Annotated in this window: 12 protein-coding genes; 1 reads left to right on the top strand and 11 read right to left on the bottom strand. The window is 50.5% G+C overall.

Annotated elements, in window-relative coordinates; translation table 11 throughout:
• Positions 1–38: 38 nt before the first annotated feature.
• From DXA36_RS13380 to DXA36_RS13340, 9 genes are all read right to left on the bottom strand, one after another.
• Positions 39–1,868 (bottom strand): cache domain-containing sensor histidine kinase, encoded by a 1,830-nt coding sequence (locus DXA36_RS13380; protein WP_118679997.1) that lies wholly within the window; start codon positions 1,866–1,868, stop codon positions 39–41.
• Positions 1,865–3,427: a response regulator transcription factor gene (locus DXA36_RS13375; protein ID WP_118679995.1), complete on the bottom strand. Its 1,563-nt coding sequence runs from the start codon at positions 3,425–3,427 to the stop codon at positions 1,865–1,867. The genes DXA36_RS13380 and DXA36_RS13375 overlap by 4 nt, the downstream gene beginning before the upstream one ends.
• 211 nt (positions 3,428–3,638) lie before the next feature.
• Positions 3,639–6,284 carry a glycosylhydrolase-like jelly roll fold domain-containing protein gene (locus tag DXA36_RS13370; RefSeq protein ID WP_118679993.1) on the bottom strand — a complete coding sequence of 882 codons (2,646 nt, stop codon included), beginning with the start codon at positions 6,282–6,284 and terminating at the stop codon, positions 3,639–3,641.
• Between the two features lie 13 nt (positions 6,285–6,297).
• Complete coding sequence (locus tag DXA36_RS13365) at positions 6,298–8,052, bottom strand: extracellular solute-binding protein (protein WP_118679991.1); 1,755 nt, start codon at positions 8,050–8,052, stop codon at positions 6,298–6,300.
• A 40-nt stretch (positions 8,053–8,092) separates the two neighbouring features.
• Positions 8,093–8,983, bottom strand: a complete 891-nt coding sequence (locus tag DXA36_RS13360) for a carbohydrate ABC transporter permease (RefSeq protein ID WP_118679989.1) — start codon at positions 8,981–8,983, stop codon at positions 8,093–8,095.
• A gap of 1 nt (position 8,984) precedes the next feature.
• On the bottom strand, positions 8,985–9,938 hold the full coding sequence (locus DXA36_RS13355) for an ABC transporter permease (protein ID WP_182479066.1): 954 nt from the start codon (positions 9,936–9,938) through the stop codon (positions 8,985–8,987).
• A 358-nt stretch (positions 9,939–10,296) separates the two neighbouring features.
• Complete coding sequence (locus DXA36_RS13350) at positions 10,297–11,343, bottom strand: AraC family transcriptional regulator (RefSeq protein ID WP_147366594.1); 1,047 nt, start codon at positions 11,341–11,343, stop codon at positions 10,297–10,299.
• Positions 11,344–11,473: 130 nt separating this feature from the next.
• Positions 11,474–12,613 carry a DUF2264 domain-containing protein gene (locus tag DXA36_RS13345; protein WP_118680199.1) on the bottom strand — a complete coding sequence of 380 codons (1,140 nt, stop codon included), beginning with the start codon at positions 12,611–12,613 and terminating at the stop codon, positions 11,474–11,476.
• A 71-nt stretch (positions 12,614–12,684) separates the two neighbouring features.
• The gene (locus tag DXA36_RS13340) at positions 12,685–13,827 is read right to left on the bottom strand and encodes a glycoside hydrolase family 88 protein (RefSeq protein WP_118679983.1); all 1,143 of its coding nucleotides are present in this window, start codon (positions 13,825–13,827) and stop codon (positions 12,685–12,687) included.
• A 197-nt stretch (positions 13,828–14,024) separates the two neighbouring features.
• Between DXA36_RS13340 and DXA36_RS13335 the strand changes: the two genes are divergently transcribed.
• The gene (locus DXA36_RS13335; RefSeq protein WP_118679981.1) at positions 14,025–14,816 is read left to right on the top strand and encodes a helix-turn-helix transcriptional regulator; all 792 of its coding nucleotides are present in this window, start codon (positions 14,025–14,027) and stop codon (positions 14,814–14,816) included.
• 240 nt (positions 14,817–15,056) lie between these two features.
• On the opposite strand, the gene DXA36_RS13330 is transcribed toward DXA36_RS13335, so the two are convergent.
• Complete coding sequence (locus tag DXA36_RS13330) at positions 15,057–17,693, bottom strand: heavy metal translocating P-type ATPase (protein WP_118679979.1); 2,637 nt, start codon at positions 17,691–17,693, stop codon at positions 15,057–15,059.
• Between the two features lie 36 nt (positions 17,694–17,729).
• Entirely contained in the window at positions 17,730–18,077 is a 348-nt protein-coding gene (locus tag DXA36_RS13325) for a metal-sensing transcriptional repressor (RefSeq protein ID WP_118679977.1), read from the bottom strand.
• Positions 18,078–18,604: the final 527 nt, after the last annotated feature.

The following is an 18,604-nucleotide window of genomic DNA, read 5'->3' as shown; positions in this document are numbered from 1 at the left end:
CCCCCCCCTTTTCCGGGAACCCCGGGAAGCCCTCCTCCTTATTGCAGCTTTTTTTCGGCTTCCTCCGGCGTCAGGGCAGGTACCCTTACCGTCACCGTGGTCCCCTTTCCCACCTCACTTTCATAAAACACACCGTATTCCTCCCCATAGCAAAGCTTAATACGGAAATTTACATTTTTGGCCCCATAGCCATGGCTCACATCATAACTGTTTTCTTCAAATATCCGTTCTATCTGCTCCGGGGTCATTCCGAATCCGTTGTCCGTAATACGAAATACCAGGTCCTCTCCTTCGCGCACCGCACGGATATGGATGTTGCATTCCTCCCGGTCAGGGGCCTTTGCAATGCTGTACATAATGGCATTTTCCACAAAAGGCTGCAAAATAATATTAATACAGGCCAACTCCTCCACGCCTTCCTCCGCTTCGATTTCCAGATGGATGGCATCATCGAAATGATAATTTTCAATCCGCACGTAGGCCCTGACATGGTTCAGTTCTTCCTCCACCCGCACGATCTGTCTGCCCTTATTCAGGCTGATCCGGTAAAACCGAGCCAGGTTACGGGCGATCTCCATAATTTCCAGCGCATTGTAATCCATGGCCTCCCAGTTGATCAGATCCAGGGTGTTGTATAGAAAATGGGGATTTATCTGCGCCTGCAGGGCACGCAGCTCTGCCGTTTTCACATTTTTACCAAGCCGGTACTGCTCCAGCATCAGCTTGCGCAGCTCCTTTGTCATATAACCGAAGCTGCGGAAAAGCTCCCCGATCTCGTCGCTCTCCTCTTCCTCCTGCGTTTCCAGGGAAAGCTGTCCGTTCTGTACCTGCTTCATCCGGGTATTCAGAGCTACCAGACGTTTGGTATAATACTTGCCCAGCATCCAGGATATCAGGAAAATAGAAAGCACGATCAGGACGGAAAAAAGAATGAGTGTCATTCCCATCAGATAGGTCTGCCGGTAGAAATCCTGTCTGGGTATGAGCGACACCAGCGTCCACTCGGCCTGTTCCAGATTCTGCTGCCGGTACAGATAGGAAGAATCCCCTATCCGCAGTTCCTGCCAGGAGGCATTGCGCCCGTACCCGGGCAGGTCTCCGTTCCCGGAAAGGGTATCCATATTCTCGCGGCTGGATGCCGCAAGGATTTCCCCGCGCTCATTGATGAGGTAACTCAGCCCCTTCTGCGTCACATCGGAATTGACCACAATCCGTTCCAGTTCATCCACCGCGACGCTGACTCTGGCAATGCAGGTTTTCCCGTTCCCCACTTCCCCGCCATATACCTTTTTCAGCATGGCAACCCGCTGCTTTTTCACGCCCACCAACTCCGGGCCGCTTCGTTCCAGGCCGGTAACATAAATAAGCCCCTGGTTCAGCCGGACACGCAGTTCCCCGTAATACCCTTTTTTCTCCAAATCGGATTCCGGGAAAAAATGGTATCTGTTCTCGGCATATATCAGACTGTCCGGCACATAAATGCCGCACTGGTACATTTTGTTGGAAAGCTCCAGGGAGGTCATGATATCGTTGATTCGCCAGTAATCCCTCCATTGATCCCCCGCCTCCTGCCTAATCCGGTAGCCGCCCTCACTCAGCATATCCTGCAGATTCCGGTCCGATCCCACCAGCTCCAGGATATAATTCATATTCTGCAGATGGTTCTGGAGAAAATTCACCGCCTGTTCGAAGGACTGATCCGCGGAATAGATAATCTGCTCTTCATAACGCGTTTCAATGATGGAATAGCTGGCGGAAAGCAAAAGAATAAAGATGAGTATCATAGGTCCGGAGAAGGATACGGTGAGCTTAATCCGCATGGGCAGACGGCGGAACTGTACTTTCAGTTGATTCCATAGTGTTTTCACAGACTTTTCTTCTCCCTGTATTCTGAAGGTGTCATCCCGGTCTGGGTTTTGAAAATCCTGGCAAAATAGGCCGCATCCTCATACCCTACCCGATCCGCTATATGGTACAGCTTCAGACGGTTATCCCGAAGCAGGATCTTGGACTGTTCGACACGCAGGTTTGTAAGATACTGGTTGATGGTGGTTCCCGTCCTCCGCTTGAACAGGCCGGAAAGGTAGGAAGGCGTAAGGTATACCGCATCCGCCAGATCCTTAATACACAGGTTTTTATCGGGGTATTTCTGCTTCATCACCTCGATCACCTGGAAAATAACCGCATTTCCTCCGCTGCCCTCTTTCTCCCTTTCATCAATGGCTTCCGTAGCGCGGGCGGCCAGAAAGGTATGCAGCTCCTGCAAAGTGAGGGCATTATCCCAGAAACGGCCGTTTTCCTTCCTCTCCCTCCCGGTGCACAGCAGCTCCTTTTCCAGCTTCAGGATATGGTTGTACAGGAGGAAATACATGTTTTTAACAGAACTGTTCAGCGCGGCCTTCTGCGCGGTAAGGTCCTCATAAATCGCACACAGAATGCGGCCCGCTTCCTCCTTATCCCGCCGGGAGAGCGCATTCACAAACGCTTCCTCCCGGTCCCTGTCCAGTTCAAAATGCCTGTTAGCAACCGTTTCCTCTGAAAATGCGCAGGAAGAAAAGCCTTTGTAGGACAGGCTGCCGGCAGACTGGCAGGCGGATTCATAGGAAGCATACAGCTGCCCCGGCTCCTCCACCATCCTTCCCAGCGCCAGGAAATGCCGGAACGCTCCTTTGGATTCCTCCGCCAGGGCACACACTCCCCGTAACAGGCTGCTGCCTTGCGCCAGTGTTTCCTTCGCCCCGGTCAGCAGAAGGATCAGGGTCCGGTTGTCATGAAAGTCCGCACTGCAGTAAAACAAAGCCGGATCCGTAAGCGTCAGCAGCGCCTCCCGGTAGGTATTCCGGAATTCCCTGCCATCACTCACCGTACCCGCAAGCTTTATGATTCCGATCCGCATCCAGGTACCGGTTCCGGTCCACAGCCCGCTCCTGCGCAGCTGGCATTCCAGCTTATCCACATCCCCCGGGGTGGAAAGCAGGGAAAACAAAACTTCTTTTTTCAGGAAATCCAGGCTTTCCGTATAGTTTTCCTGCAAATCCCGTTGTGCCCGGATCTGCCTGATCCGCTCTATTCCTTTCTCCACGGCACCGATAAGCTCCTCCGGCACCACCGGCTTCTCCACATATTGAATGGCTCCCAGTTCAATAGCCGCCTTGAGATATTCTTTATAGGAATAGCTGCTGACAAACAGGATCTGGCAGTCCGGTAAAATCCCGCGCAGCTGCCTGCACATCTCAATTCCGTCCATCCCCCTCATCCGGATGTCCGAAAGCACGATATCCGGCTGCCATCTGGCGCATATCCCAAAGGCTTCGTCTGCGCTTTCCGCCGTTTCCACCATATCCACCCCGATTTTATTCCATGGGATATGCCGCATCAGCCCGCGCCGGGTAATCAGTTCATCCTCTACAATAAGCAGCTTTATCATAGCCCTCTCCCTCCGGTTTCTTCACACACACTGTGTATCCAATTATATCATGTACTTATTTTTCATGATACCATAAAACAGGCCATACATGGATTTATGCACTCCTGAATCACATTCTAACGTACGGTGCAGCAAATGCACGGTACTGAGTGAACAGCAAAACACAAATTTCCATGTATGGCCTGACTGGATGAATACACCTGTATGGCTTTCAAAGCTTCAGCAGCCGCACCGGCCCCAGCAATCCTGTGGGTTCCTGCGGCATTGCCCTGTCAAAAACATTATTCCCCCGTTCCTTGGCAAGCGTGTTCGTCACCATGATTTCCAGCTTGTTTTCTCCTCGCCGCACCAGCCCGCTCACATCAAACCGGTACGGAGGACAGATGCGCACGCCGGCATTTTCCCCGTTTACCCATACCTCCGCCGTTTCATATACACTTCCCAGGTCCAGATAATATCCGTTCCAGGACTGTTCTGCCGAAAATCCTGTTTCATAACAAATACTGCCTGCATATTCCGGAAGCAGTCCCGGTACCGCAAGATTACAGAGCGATGTCACAGGAAGAGGTACCCTTGCGCCTGTATGGCTATCCGACAGGGATATCCTATATTCCCCCTTAAGATCTTCTCCGGCAGTTCCGGCTGCGGGAACTGCCGGCCCGTCATAAATACCCTGCGCATCACATAATCCGGCCGGCAGCAGGGCGGCGGCTTCCGCGGTCTGCGCACAGAAAGCAAAAAGAGACTGATAAGGTTCCAGAACAAGCTCCCGTTCCATCCGGACTGCTTCCGCTTTTTCCATCTTTTCCCCGTCTTCAGGCAGGCAGCTTAAAAACAGCCTGTTCTCCATCGCATCATACCAAAGCAACGTTTCTGTGTTACTTATTGAAACGGTAGTCCTTATAGTTTTATATTTACTCTCATTTACGAAAAAATACATTTTCCCGACTGAGGTCTTTCTGCACATCACACGCAAATGGGGGATTTTCTCCTTTGTGCGCACCACACTTTCCTCTTTTGTAAAATAGCCCGGCAAAGCTTCATACTCGCAGACATGTATCCTTTCAAGACGGCGCAGCCGATCCGTCAACGCACTGTCCCGGCTGAAATAAGTCCGTTCCGGATACTCACGCATCATATATATGGCAAGTCCGCCTTCCGCAAGATGGAGCAGGGCCTTCACCGTCCCTTCCGGAAGCGCCCGGGCATAGGGTACAATCAACGCGCCATAGGTTTCCCCGTTTATGGAAAGCCTGCCGTCTTGTACCGCGGAGATTTCCGGTGACAAATAATCAGCCGGAACAACATCACAGTCTACCTGGCATTCCGCCAGTGCCTTGACAGCTATTTCAAAAGGCTCATACGTACCGCCCCATTCCGCTTCGGCATGATAAAGCACCGCCGCTGCCGCCTCATGACGCCCTTCCGACAGCAGGGAGCAAAGCCTGTTTGCATAACCTGCCCACAGATGAAAATACTTCCACTGGGGATTTTCCCCCCTCGCATAAAAATGCGGCGGGCAGTCCTGATCCTTTTCCTTTGGGGAAAAGGCATGAGGGATCAGCAGATTGATTCCGCGCACACACACATGGTCTGTCAGCCATTTCATTAATTTAAGCCCTTCCTGCCAGCCATACGCTCCAAAAATCTCACAGACGGTTATCCCGTTCTTTTTCGGATCCAGATGCGCCAGGGAAGAGGCCAGTTTGGGAAGTCCCCAATAATAAAAACGGGAATCCAGATATCCGAAGGGTGTGGTATGCCTCCCTTGCGTATATTCCGGCCAAATCTGGTAAACCACATCAAGTCCCGATGCATCCATCCCTTCCATGGCACGGAAAAAATGTCCGCAGCCATACCCCAGCCTGGCATGAGCGCCGTTATCCTCCACCACATGGCCTATCAGCTTTACTCCATGGCTGCGGCACCATTCTCCGATCCTGCCGATAAATTCCGTACCGAACAGGCGGGAAACCACATCCTGATACAGGAAACGCACGTCCCCTGCATGATCGGATTCCCCGCACCACAGAAAGGGGAGCAGCATCCCGATATCCTCTCCGCATTCTGCTTTCATAAGCTCCGGCAGCCTGCCGCACCAGGGAAATACCGTAGAAGCCGTACCGCCATGCTCTGTCCAGTCGCCGGGGTGGGCATGATAAACAGGGGCATTGCCAAACCTTGGCTCATCGGAAAAGAAACCCTGGATAACCGTTCCGAATTCTTCCCGGTAGCGCCGGAAATGTTCTTCATATATAATATCAATGAACCGGTCCACCGAAGCGCCGTCAATAGGATTCACATAATCCTTGGTCCACTCTTCACCGCCTTTTCCGGTCTCTATAAAAAAGAATACCCGCCATGCCCCTTCCGGAACATCCCAATACAAAATCCCATCTTCCACATAAGAGGAGAGATCCTGAAGGCTTTCCTCCTCCAGATCCTCATAGCCGCCCTTACGTTTTGCGGCAGTTGCACGGATCAGCCTTTCCTCTTCGTCCAGCCAATCCTTCATGCGGAAGGAACTACCTGAAAGAGGGCCGACGGCATCAATATGGACTTCCCTGACATACCTTTTTTGCGCTTCCGGATACAGGCTTTTCAGCCTTCCCGCCGCATATCCGCTGGGAAAAGCGCTGTCGTCAAAAATCCACACCTTCATCCCCAGCTTTTTCGCTTCCGCGATAATAATATCCAAATCACGCCACCAGCCATAGCTCAGGAAATCCGGATGCGGCCTGGACTCCACGATAAAGCTGTCGATGCCGCTTTCCCGCATCCGATGCATTTCTTCTTTCAGTACCGTTTCCGGTTCCCCGTGCTGCCAGAAAAGGGGCCTGATATAGCTTGTATTCATCGTAACCCTCCGTCTACTTCATTTCATCCGGGAGTGTACACCCAAGGCTTTCAGCCGTTGCGGCCATCTTTTCTCTCCCGCCCTTATCCAGCCACTCCTTTTGGAATGCTTCCCATTCGTCAAAGCTTCTCTGCCCTGTCACAAATTTATACTGCTGGGCATTTTCATACTCCGTCAGATTTGGTGCGATATCCCCGGAAATATTAATCAAAAGGGCATCATTATTCCACCGTTCATACCCGGCCATTTTTTTAACGCCTTCATTTATCAGCTCGAAATAATCCTTTTCTTCTTCGTTTGTGGAATAATACTGCTGCCATTTCAGCGTATACCCGAAATTCTGCCAGGCTGCCAGATCCAGGTTATCGGTGCCGTATTCCGTAAACCCGGGATGGGTGGGCGCCACATAGCATATATTGGTTCCGTCCTCATTGTACTGCCTGTAATCATCTTTATAATCCGGATACACATCCAGTCCGCCCCCCTGGACCGTCTGGAAATAAGCCTCACCGCCGTAGCACATGGCATCCATTATATGACAGATTCTCTTCAGCTTTCCGGGATCCTCCTGTACGCTGGCTTTCGGGATGGCAAACAACAGGCCGGGATTGCCGCTTGCCGCATATTTGGCGTTCTCAATAGGCGCTTTATCCAGGAAAGCCCAGGAATGGATAATGCTGTAGTCCCTGTTATGGGCATTCACGTATTCCTCATACAGGGAGTTTGAGGGATAATGGACCATTCCTATTTTATCATTCATCGTGTAGGATTTAGCTGTTTCCCAATCAATTGTATACCAGTCGGGCGCAAATACCCCCAGCTCATACAATTCATTTAAAAATTCCAGATACGCTTTGGTAGTCCCGTCAAACATAGGAGAAACCAGCGTACCGTTCTCCGCGTGGGCGGTAGGATTCCCGAAAAAGTTAATAAAGTTGGAAAGCATGCCGAAGGTCGTTCCGCCCCCCGCGCCGGTCATAAACCAGGTATCCTGGATCCCGTTTCCATCCGGATCCTCAAAGGTACATGCCTTGGCATATGCAATCAGCTCTTCCTTTGTTTCCGGCATATCCATACCAAAAGTATCAAGCCAGTCCTGACGGATCGCATACGCCCATATATCGCTGTCCTGGATGGAATATTTGGTAAAAAACGGAATGGTGCCGTCAGGCATCGTACTGTAGTCCAGAATCGTTTTGGTTACAAATTTACAGGTTTGGGGCAGATAAGGATAAATCTCCTTCGCATCCAGCAGCAGTCCCTGTTCTGCAAGGGTGAATCCGAAATTCTTACCGCTCACCGCTGTGGGAAGCACCGGAAGTGTCACCAGATCCGGCACATCCCCGGACGAAAACCGGGTGGAAAGAACCGTTTCCATATCACTCTGTGCACAGGTAGTCAGAGTTATGTCCACATTATATTTTTCTTCCAGCCACGCCTCTATGGGATCCTGCGCCGGAGGAGTCTTTCCGTAATGATATGTGAAAATTTCAATCTCATATTTCTTGCTCATATCGTCGTAACCATACCAGTCTGCCTCCGCAAGCGTGGGGTTGGCAGGCATGGAATCCGGAAATTCGATATCCGCAAACGCGGTTACCTGCGCACTGTCTGCCGAAGCTGCCTCCGTGCCATCCTGCACGGCAGCACTCTGCTGTACACTTTCCGTCTGCGCTTCCTCCGCTTTCCCTCCGCAGCCTGCCAGCGCTGACACCGCCAGCGCCAGAGACATAAAAACAGCCGTCTGTCTTTTCCGATTCTTTTTCATTTTCCCTTCTCCTTTTCTTTTAATAAACTCTCAAGTGCACCTACCCCTTTACCGCTCCGGTATACATACCATGTACAAAATACTTCTGAAGAAACGGATATACACACAGGATAGGCAGCACCGCTATGACCACACTCGCCATCTTAATGGATTCCGACGTCATTTTCGCATAGGTATTAACATTGCTCATCATATCGCCGCTGGAACTTGCAACCAGCAGATTTCTGATTACCATCTGGATCGGATACAAAGCTTCGTTTCTGATATAGACCAGGGCGTCAAACCAGGAATTCCAGTGGGTAACCGCTGCAAACAGCCCCAGCGCACATAGGGTGGGCTTCAGCAGCGGCATGACGATATACACCAGCTTCTGGGTTTCCGATGCACCGTCCAACTCGGCGGAATCGGTCACATCGGTGGGGATTCCTTCCACAAACAGCTTAATTACCAGGATCCCATAGGTATTGGCAAAAGCCGGCGCGATATATACCCAGAAGGAATCCAACAGCTTCAGCCTTGTCATCAGCATGTAATTCGGAATCAGCCCGCCGTTCAGAATCATGGTGATAAGGAAAAAAACCATAAAGGCCGAACGATAGGGAAGATCCTGTTTTGCCATAATATAACCGGCAGGGACTGCCAAAGCCAGGGCAGCAAAGACTCCGAAAACCGTCCGTACCACCGTCACTCCCATACTCATAAAAAACTTTTTATTCAATACATATTTATAAGCTGCTGCTATCGGTTCCCTTGGTATGATAACAAAATAGTTCCGCTGTATCATTTCTCCTTCAGATGTCAGGGACATCCCTATTACATACAGGAACGGCACGATGCAGATTAATAAAAACAGAAGAATGAACAGGGAAATAACCGCCTGGTATATTTTTTCTTCTTTTGAAAGCTTTATCTTGTTTTGACTGCGTTTCATATCAGAACATCCCTCTTCCCGTCGTTTTTTTCGAAGTGTAGTTTGCCGTCAGAATCAGGAACAGGCTCACCACCGCTTTCAGCATACTCACTGCCGCACCAGGGCCATACTGCATTTTACCAAGCCCCACCCGATATACCCATGTATCAATAATATCCCCCACATCGTAAACCGCCGAATTATAGAACAGAAGGATTTGTTCAAAATCATTGTTCAAAATATTTCCCATTGCCATAATCAGGGAGAAGGTGACCACAGGCAGCATGGCAGGCAGCGTAACCGCCTTAATTCTTGCAATTGGCCCGGCCCCGTCAATCTTTGCAGCTTCATACAGTTCCGGATTAACACCTGTCAGCGCCGCAAAATATAATATGGTGGCCCAGCCGGTTTCCTTCCATATCTGGGAGCCGACCAAAAGCGGGACAAATGCCTTCGTGGAGGTCATAAACTCCGTCCGGGTTCCTGTCAGAGCGAAAAGCAGATTATTGATAAATCCGTTCCCGGAAAAAAAAGCATAAACAATACCATAAATAACTACCCATGAGAAAAAGTGCGGGATATATATGATTGTCTGGCTCAGTTTTTTAAACCTGGCGCTCTTAAGATCAAAGATGGCAATTGTCAGAAATATAGGAGGGAAAAACGTAAATAACAGCCTGGAGCAGCTGATAACCAACGTATTACGTATCAGCCTTACCATATCCGGATCCCGGAAAATATCGATATAATTCTTCAGCCCAACCCACTCTGCCCCCATAATGGTTCCGCCTACCTTAAAATCCTTGAATGATATCAGGAAGCCCCATATTATGGGTATGTACTGGAAAAGGATGTAATAGGCGGCAATTATGGCAAGCACCAGATACAGCGCCCTGTATTTCTTTCGTTTCTTTCTTCTCTGCAAACGTGCTTCCTGTTTCCGATCCGCCTTTGACGGCACCTTTCCGACCCACATAATCATCCCCTCATTTCCTGTTCATTTTATCTGTCTTTTACCCGAAATTTGCTTTTGACTGTTTTTATGTATTTTTTACTTTATTTTTACGCATTTTATACATATTTATATTTTCATATTTTATTTTGCCCTGTATTTTTCTGCAATTCTTATATTAATTACCTTTTATCGCTGTTTCCTGTTATTAGATATTAACATATATACATTTTTGTAGCTATGGCAAAATCCCAGCAATTTCCTGTCAAAACTTCAGCTTTTCTTACGATTATTCTTCCTCTGTTTACATAAAAAAACTGTATGAACATCCGGTTTCCCGAACGGTTCATACAGTTATATTCTTTGCGGAACAGACTGCCCGTCAATTCTCTGTTTTTCCCTTTTTCCGATAATCTTTGGGAAGGCAGCCATATCTTTCCCTGAATTTTTTATAAAAATACGTGCTATTGCCGCAGCCGGATGCCGCTATTATTTTATCACAGGCCAGTTCCGTATTCAGAAGCATTCCTGCCGCAAACTGGAGCCTGTGCCCGGTAACCAGCTCCTTAAACGTATAGCCTGTGGTATTCTTAAGAAGGGTAGTCATGTAATTGGCATTCAGCCCGAATTTCTCAGCAGTCCCCTTCAGCGAACAATGCGTGAAGTTTTCTTCAATATACCGCATAATAGGTACCACATATGTCTTTCCGTGTCCGGCATGTTTTTCTTCTTTCCCCTTTTCATATACGTTTACGAGTTCAGAGAACAGCAGAGCAATCAGGTTATTGACAATCTCATGTTCCATGCCGGTGGGGCTGAGAAATTCACAAATCAGCTCCTTCATAAACAACTGGATCCTGCGGTTATCTTCCGAGTTAAACACAATGAAGCTGTCATGTGAGGTTTGCTCCGATATGGCATTCATCAGGAATTCCGTAATCACCCCCATCTTTGCCAGACGGGAAAAGAAGGAATAGGTGAAAAATTCTTTTTCCATCAGCATGTTGATCAGGATATCCCCCTCGTCCGTATATCCGATGGCATGAGGTATCCCGGAATCCAAAATGATAATCTGCCCCTGTTTTAGCAGAATTTCCTTCCCGCCCACCGTCTGTGTACAACTTCCCGAATACATATATCCCAGCTCCACCCAATCATGGACATGCGGCTCCACTGTGGCAAACCGGGCATTTTTATTCATAAACAGATGGCGTTTCTTTTTTTCCAGATAAACGGTTTTTAACAATCCGGGTGTGTCAAAAGTGGGCGAATTCAAATAATTCATAACATAAACCTGACTTTTTATCCCCTTATCGGAATAGTCCACCTTTTCAAAGCCCGAATAATCCGGACAGCATATCTTGTCCTTCAGCTTTTGCTCATATGGCTCAAGGCTTCTGATCCTGCTGTCCATTTCATCATATGTCATTTCCACCACCTCTTCCTCCGCCCAGTACCTCCCAGCGCTTTTATGCCGGGAGGCATCAGCTACCTCTCGCTTATATAAAAGCTTATCCCCCGGGAAATGCCAAGTCAAGCAAAAGATGGTTTACAGGCTTTCAATCCACCGCGTGGTCAATGGCTATATGCCCGCCGCTCCATACCCTGCGGCTGCTCCAGTCCTCATCCTCCCCGCTCCAGAACGGATCCTCTGCGGGAAGGCCGAGCGGCAGAAAGACGGCGCTGCACAAATAAAGGCTCCCCACATTGATATATCCTTCCGCCAGCTCCGGCTGGTATCCGTATACCCCCGGCCGCAGCCAGCCGTTTTCATCAAACATATCCCTGTTTTCCAGGCAGCGGCGTAATACGGCGGTCAAAGCGCACCGTACGCCGGCAGGAGACAGCCCGTCCTCCAGCCTGTGCTGCAAAGCCGCCTGGGAAAGCATCTGGAAAGCCCCGAACCGATAGCATATGGAACGGCCGATCACGGGGAAGCTTCCGTCCGGCGCAATCATACGTTCCAACACAGAGGCATAGCGGGCCGCCCGGACAGCCACCTTTTCCTTTAAAGGCCTGTATTCTTCCGCCGAATCCCCGAACAGCTCCAGGAGATCCACATACATGGGCTGGATGACAAAGCTGTTGTAGTAATCCCAGTGAAACATTTCCCCGTCCCCATATACGCCGTCGCCCTTATACCACCCGTCAAAGGTACGCAGCGCATAGGCTATGCGCATTTTGTCATAATCCTCTTCTCCCAGCACATACAGGCCGGCCTCTACCATAGCCGTAAAAAACAGCCAGTTAGAGCTTCCCGCCGTGATCTGTCGGGAGGAGCGCAGCGCCTGTGCCAGATTACGCCGCACCCGTTCCGGGAGCCTTCCCGCAAGCTGTCCGGGCGCACGCACCAGGGCATGGCAAAGGAAAGCGGTATCCACAAGAGGCTGCCCCCCGGATGAAAAAATCATAAAATCCGCGGAAGCCGGATCCGTGGCCTTATCGATACAGCGCAGCGCCGTCTCCCTCCAGGCCTCCTGCCGCTTTTTCTCTTCCCCGTCCGGGATTTTTGCTTCCAGCCAGGGAGCAAGTCCCAGCATACTTCTGCCGAATGCCTCCAGCGGCGCAAAATCCGCTCTTTCCCCATGGAAATCCAGGGGCATACTTGTATGTAATTCCTCTTTTTCCAACGCATGAAGCACTGGTGAAACAATACGCAGCATGGCATCCAGCCATTCTTTTCTTTTTATATTTTCCATTTCTTCCTTTCCTCCCTGCCGCAGCCTTCTGTCAAATAAGAACAAGGCATCGTACAGCGGCCCCTTTTATTTTACCAGAGGAAACAGCCTTTATCCAGCATGCGCAGGATGGCTTCTATGAAAAAATAGTCCCCGTAAATAATGGCCTCCTGCCCGTCATTGCCGTGATAAGCCGCCTTTCCCATTTCCAGGATGGCATCCTGGTTTTCGTCCCAGTTGGCAAATTCCCCTTCCATGGCCCGCAGGATACGGTAGGCGCTGTCCTCATAGAGCTTCTTTTCATGCTCCGGCACAAAACCTGCGATTTCCAGAAGGCCGCAGGCCGCACAGGCTCCTGCTGTGGAATCATAATAAACCGGATCCTGCGGTGCACGGAAATCACAGAGCGGGAGATAATCCGTCATCGCTGCATTGGCAATAAAATAATGGGCAACTCTCTTTGCGGCATCCAGATACTTGATCTCACCGGTATGGCGGTAGCTCAATGCAAAACCATACAGCGCCCAGGACTGTCCCCTGCTCCAGGAACTGTTTTCCCCATATCCCTGTCCGCCGGGCGCTTCCAGCAGCTCACCGGTCATCGGATCCAGAATACCGATGTGGTTGCAGGATCCGTCGGGCCTTACCAGAAGCTCCATCGCGGTATCCGCGTGCAGCTGTGCGATAGCTTTAAAACGGGGATCCTTACTCTCCTCGCTCATCCAGTACAGAAGAGGCAGATTCATCATGCAGTCAATAATCATCCAGCCGATGTTATTGTCCCCGTTCCAGGCACGGATAAAATTCCCCAGCGGGTTGAACCTTGCCGCCAGCACATTGGCCGCATTCTCTCCGCGTTCACGGGATTTGGGATTTCCGGTCAGGCGGTAATCCGCAACGGCGGTATGAAGCCACATAAATCCCACGTCATGATACAGCCGCCCGATGTTTGCAAAGGCTGCGTCCATTTTTGCCTCCACCCCTTCCGCGGCCAGACGGTATTTCTCTTCTCCCGTAGCATGGTACATCTGCCACATCATACCGGCCCAGAAGCCATTGGTCCACCAGAACACATCCTTTTGGGCATAATCCTCTTCATAGCGGCCGTTTACAGGGATATAAGGGATACGATCCCCTACCCGGCTGCATTCCGCACGCATTTTAACGCAGATTTTACCGTAGACCTCCTCCAGCCATTTCTTTTTTTCTTTCTGCAGTTCTTCTCTCTTTTCCATGGAAAACTCCTTTTTTATGTTTGAATAATTTAGTAAAGCCCTATACAAATAAAAAATTGTCTGTACAATAAAAGGTAACGATTCGTAACCGTTCAGACAGGTCTGCGCATTCCCTGCGCGGGCCGTAAGAAATGGGATTTCCCGGGCCGTCCGCCGATCCGGGAACCTCCTGAAACCATCGGAAAGGACAGGCTGTCATGATTACTGTAGGCCACTGCGGCTTTGATTCCAAACACCGGATGCATCTGGAAATGAGGCGGCCCTGCGGCACTCCCGACTATACGCTGCTGCTTGTTAAAACCAGGGCATTCTTTGTGATAAAAGGAGAACGTATCCTGACTATGCCGGGTACGGTTATTCTCTACGATAAAAACGAACCGGTCCATTACGGCAGCGCCGGACCTCTTTATAATGATGACTGGATCCATTTCCTGCCGGATGAAACAGACCTTCCTTTTCTGCTGGGACTGGAAATTCCTTTTAATACGCCCCATTCCCTTCCTTACATGGCACAGCTGTCGGAATATGCACGGATGATCGTCATGGAAAAGCATACGGCCCATCCCTACAGCAGGCAGATCCTGGATTCTCTCATGCACGCCCTGCTCTATTCTCTGGCCGCCCAGCTGCAGAGTCCCGAAGACAAGGCCATGGCCCATAAATACTATCCTGTCATGAACGATCTGCGCATGGCTGTCCTGAACAGCCCCCACAAAAGATGGACGGTGGATACTATGGCGGAATACGTTCATATAAGCCCTTCCTATCTGCAGCATCTGTACCGGGAATTATTCGGTATCTCCTGCATTCAGGAGGTCATACAGGCCAGGCTGAATACGGCCCGCTTTTATCTGCGCACCACCGATATTTCCGTGCAGTCCATTTCCGTATTATGCGGGTATGAAAATGAACTCCACTTCATGCGGCAGTTCAAAAAATTTACGGATATGACGCCAAGCCAGTACCGCCAAAAATATCCGCCCAAGTAAAACCCCTTCCGCCACGGAAACCACCGGCACCCTGCGGCCGTCCTTATGATCAAAAGCAGCCTCCGGACAGCATTCCTGCTGCCACGGAGGCTGTGTGTCCGGATTGCCGGCAGGAAAAAGGCTCTTTCTGTGAACCTCTTTTCTTTATAGCTTATTTTCTTTCCGCCTGCAATGAACTATTCCCTGTTAAACTGACATATCCTGCTTTTTTTCCGGTGCGCTTCCCTGCGCACCCCTTCTTTACCGTGTCTGACAGCTTACGGCCGTATACCCGGCATCCGCAACGGCTTTCATCAGGTTTTCATCGGAAACCTCTTTCAAAAGGGTTACCGTCGCTTTTTTCGCCTCCAGATCCACAACCGCTTCCCCCACGCCTTCCACAGCCGCCAGGGCCTTCTGCACATGCATCTGGCAATGTGCGCACATCATTCCTTCCACCTCAATTACTTTTTCCATTTTCATTTCTCCTTTTCCGGACGGCTGCCCGGCGCCGTTCCTTTCTTCTTTTCCTTCTTCTTTTCTTTCTTCCGGGTGTCTGTTCTTTCCCTCATCCGCCGCGGTCACGGCGGGAACCGTTTTTCCTTTGAAAAAACGCAGCCTGAGGGCATTGGCAACTACACAGACGGAGCTGAGACTCATAGCCGCCGCACCTATCATGGGGCTTAAACGAATCATAAACAACGGGTAAAGCAGGCCCGCCGCCACAGGGATGCCGCAGACATTATAGAAAAATGCCCAGAACAGGTTCATTCTGATGTTGCGGATAACCGATTTGCTTAAATCAATGGCGGTTGCCACATCCGCCAGGGAATCCTTCATCAGCACCACATCCGCGGATTCAATGGCAATATCGGTACCTGCTCCGATAGCGATGCCCACATCCGCACGGGTGAGTGCCGGGGCATCATTGATGCCGTCTCCCACCATGGCTACCTTGTGGCCTTTTTCCTGAAGCTCCCGGATACAGGCTTCCTTCTGGGTAGGCATGACCTCGGAAACCGCTTCTTCAATATCCAGTTTTTTGCGGATAGCCTCTGCGGTGATACGGTTATCTCCGGTGAGCATTACCACCTTCAGGCCGGCATCCTTAAACTGCCTGAGTGCGGCCCTGCTGGTTTCCCTCACCGTATCCGCCACAGCGATAATACCCTCCAGCTCCCCGTCTTTGGCAAACAGCAGCGGCGTTTTTCCTTCCGATGCCAGACTGTCCACCTGTTTCTGTACCCGGCTTTGCAGCTCCGGCTGCTTCAGCAGCCCGTTTTCCAGCAGAAAGGCCATGTTGCCTGCCAGATACCGTTTTCCTTTTACCAGGGCGCTCACCCCGCGGCCTGCCAGGGCGTCGAACGCTTCCGCCTCCGGGAGGGTAAGGCCTTCCCGTCCGGCTTCTTCCGCCACAGCCATCGCCAGCGGATGCTCACTTCCTGCCTCCACGGCCGCAGCCTCCGCCAGGAATGCATCCCGGGATGTCTGTTTATTCCACAGGATCACATCTGTTACCGAAGGATGCCCCATGGTGATCGTCCCAGTCTTATCCAGAACAATCGTATCAATGGAATGCAGGGTTTCCAGGCTCTGGGCGGATTTGATGAGAATGCCGTATTCCGCCGCTTTTCCCGTACCTACCATGATTGCTACCGGTGTCGCCAGTCCCAGCGCACAGGGACAGGATATTACCAGCACCGCAATGGCATTGGACAATGCAAATTCGAAGGACTGGCCTGCCAAAAGCCAGACAACTGCCGTCAGTATCGCTATGATGATGACGGCGGGGACAAAGATTCCGCTCACGCGGTCCGCCAGACGGGCAATGGGGGCTTTGGTATTGCCGGCCTCATCCACCAGGCGTATGATCTGGGCCAGTGTGGTGTCATCCCCCACCCTGGACGCCCGGAAACGGAAGCTGCCGTTTTTATTGATGGTCGCAGATATAACCTCGTCTCCGGGCTTTTTCTCCACCGGCACGCTTTCTCCGGTAATGGCCGCCTGATCCACATAACCATGCCCTTCCGTCACCACGCCGTCCACCGGAATGCTTCCGCCCGGCTTGATTACCACGATATCGCCTGCCACCACACTTTCCGCGGGTATCACCTGTTCGATGCCATCACGGAGGATGACAGCCGTTTTCGGAGCCAGATCCACCAGTTTCCGGAGCGCATCGGAGGTCTTGGCTTTGGAACGCGCTTCCAGATACTTCCCTACCGTTATCAGGGTCAGAATCATGGCACAGGACTCAAAATACAGCTCATGCCCATACTGGTGGACCAGATCCATATCCCCGTGGCCGAAGCCATAAGCGATACGGTACATGGAAAATACCCCGTAAACAAATGCGGCGGCGGATCCTATTGCCACCAGGGAGTCCATGTTGGGCGCCTTCTTTACCAGGGCCTTAAACCCGGACTGGTAAAAATGGCGGTTGATGATCATGACCGGAACCGTGAGCAGAAGCTGGGTCAGCGCGGAAATCAGCGAGTTTTCCATCCCCACAAGGAAGCCGGGCACAGGCAGGGACATCATAGGCCCCATAGCCACATACATTAATGGTACCAGAAGGCATACCGAAGCCACCAGACGTTTTTTCATTTCCATCCGGTTCTCCTCTGTCCTTTCTCTCCGGCTCTGCCATTCTTTGCCGAAGCTGCCGTCCTTTTGGGCCTCCGGCCCGGTACCGGAAGCCCCGTAGCCGATTTCCGTCACGGCATGGATGATTGTTTCCGGATCCGTTTTTTCTTCGTCGTAGGCGACCGTCATCTGGTTCGCCAGCAGGCTTACATTCACCTCTTCCACACCTGCAAGCTTCCCCACATTCCGGGTGATATTCGCCTGACAGGCGGCGCAGGTCATGCCTGTTATATTGAATTTTTCGTTTTTCACATGCTTCACCTCTTTTTATTAAGATTATATAGCTTTTCACTTTAGTTTTTTAATCAGATCAACAGCTTCCTCCACAATCTGCAGATTTCCGCTTTTGATCTCTTCCACCACACAGGTCTCCATATGCTCCTGCAGGATAAGGTACCCAAAGCTTTGCAGCGCGCTCTCCACCGCAGCGATCTGCGTGAGGATATCGCCGCAGTAGCGGTTGTCATCAAGCATCTTCTTTATGCCGTTCAGCTGACCTGCCATACGGTTCAGGCGGTTTTGCAGCTGTCTGTTGGAAGCCTCGCTCCGGGGTGTGTGCTTATGATGTGCACAGCAGTCCGCACAGGCTGTACACAGGTTTTCTGTCTGCTGACGGTCTGTTTGTTTATCAGACATGGTATGTTCCCTCCATTCCATGAAGCGGGTGCTTTGTATCGTTAAAAATCACCAAAACACTTCTTTCTCGGGTTAGTATACCCTCATGGGGTATATTCTATGTATTTAAAATATACCCTATAGGGGTATTTGTCAAGTAAAATAGAAATCAGGATGTTAAAAGCCTGCTAAGCTTTTCTTATATGCTACTATTTTTTATCGATTGCATTGCATTTTTTCCGATCATCGATTAAAATAGATGACAATTACTTTACAGTATCTTGGAACCAAGGAGACATACAATACATGAGCACACCGAATTCCACGGTGCCCGAGTCCGATAGCCGTCTTTATTGTTATGTATTCAGGCATAACCTGTATTTTCTTGATACAGGGTGTGCTTTTTTTGTATTTTTCTTCCGCTGCCTCCTGATACAAACGTATATTGATTATAAAACATATCAAATAATGCGGCTGTTAATGTATTGATTAGTTACTCAAACTTCGCAGGAACAAAATGGCCTTCTGCCCGCTGGCAGAGCGGTGTC

Origin of the sequence: Eisenbergiella sp. OF01-20, from assembly GCF_003478085.1 — a bacterium.
Classification (GTDB): domain Bacteria; phylum Bacillota; class Clostridia; order Lachnospirales; family Lachnospiraceae; genus Eisenbergiella.
Note: the sequence above shows the minus strand (reverse complement) of the source record. Positions and strands in the feature narration are given on the sequence as shown.

Excerpts from the sequence above, each read along its gene's own strand:
- DXA36_RS13375 (WP_118679995.1), bottom strand. The coding sequence starts at position 3,427 with ATGATAAAGCTGCTTATTGTAGAGGATGAACTGATTACCCGGCGCGGG.
- DXA36_RS13370 (WP_118679993.1), bottom strand. The coding sequence starts at position 6,284 with ATGAATACAAGCTATATCAGGCCCCTTTTCTGGCAGCACGGGGAACCG.
- DXA36_RS13365 (WP_118679991.1), bottom strand. The coding sequence starts at position 8,052 with ATGAAAAAGAATCGGAAAAGACAGACGGCTGTTTTTATGTCTCTGGCG.
- DXA36_RS13360 (WP_118679989.1), bottom strand. The coding sequence starts at position 8,983 with ATGAAACGCAGTCAAAACAAGATAAAGCTTTCAAAAGAAGAAAAAATA.
- DXA36_RS13355 (WP_182479066.1), bottom strand. The coding sequence starts at position 9,938 with ATGTGGGTCGGAAAGGTGCCGTCAAAGGCGGATCGGAAACAGGAAGCA.
- DXA36_RS13350 (WP_147366594.1), bottom strand. The coding sequence starts at position 11,343 with ATGACATATGATGAAATGGACAGCAGGATCAGAAGCCTTGAGCCATAT.
- DXA36_RS13345 (WP_118680199.1), bottom strand. The coding sequence starts at position 12,613 with ATGGAAAATATAAAAAGAAAAGAATGGCTGGATGCCATGCTGCGTATT.
- DXA36_RS13340 (WP_118679983.1), bottom strand. The coding sequence starts at position 13,827 with ATGGAAAAGAGAGAAGAACTGCAGAAAGAAAAAAAGAAATGGCTGGAG.
- DXA36_RS13335 (WP_118679981.1), top strand. The coding sequence starts at position 14,025 with ATGATTACTGTAGGCCACTGCGGCTTTGATTCCAAACACCGGATGCAT.
- DXA36_RS13325 (WP_118679977.1), bottom strand. The coding sequence starts at position 18,077 with ATGTCTGATAAACAAACAGACCGTCAGCAGACAGAAAACCTGTGTACA.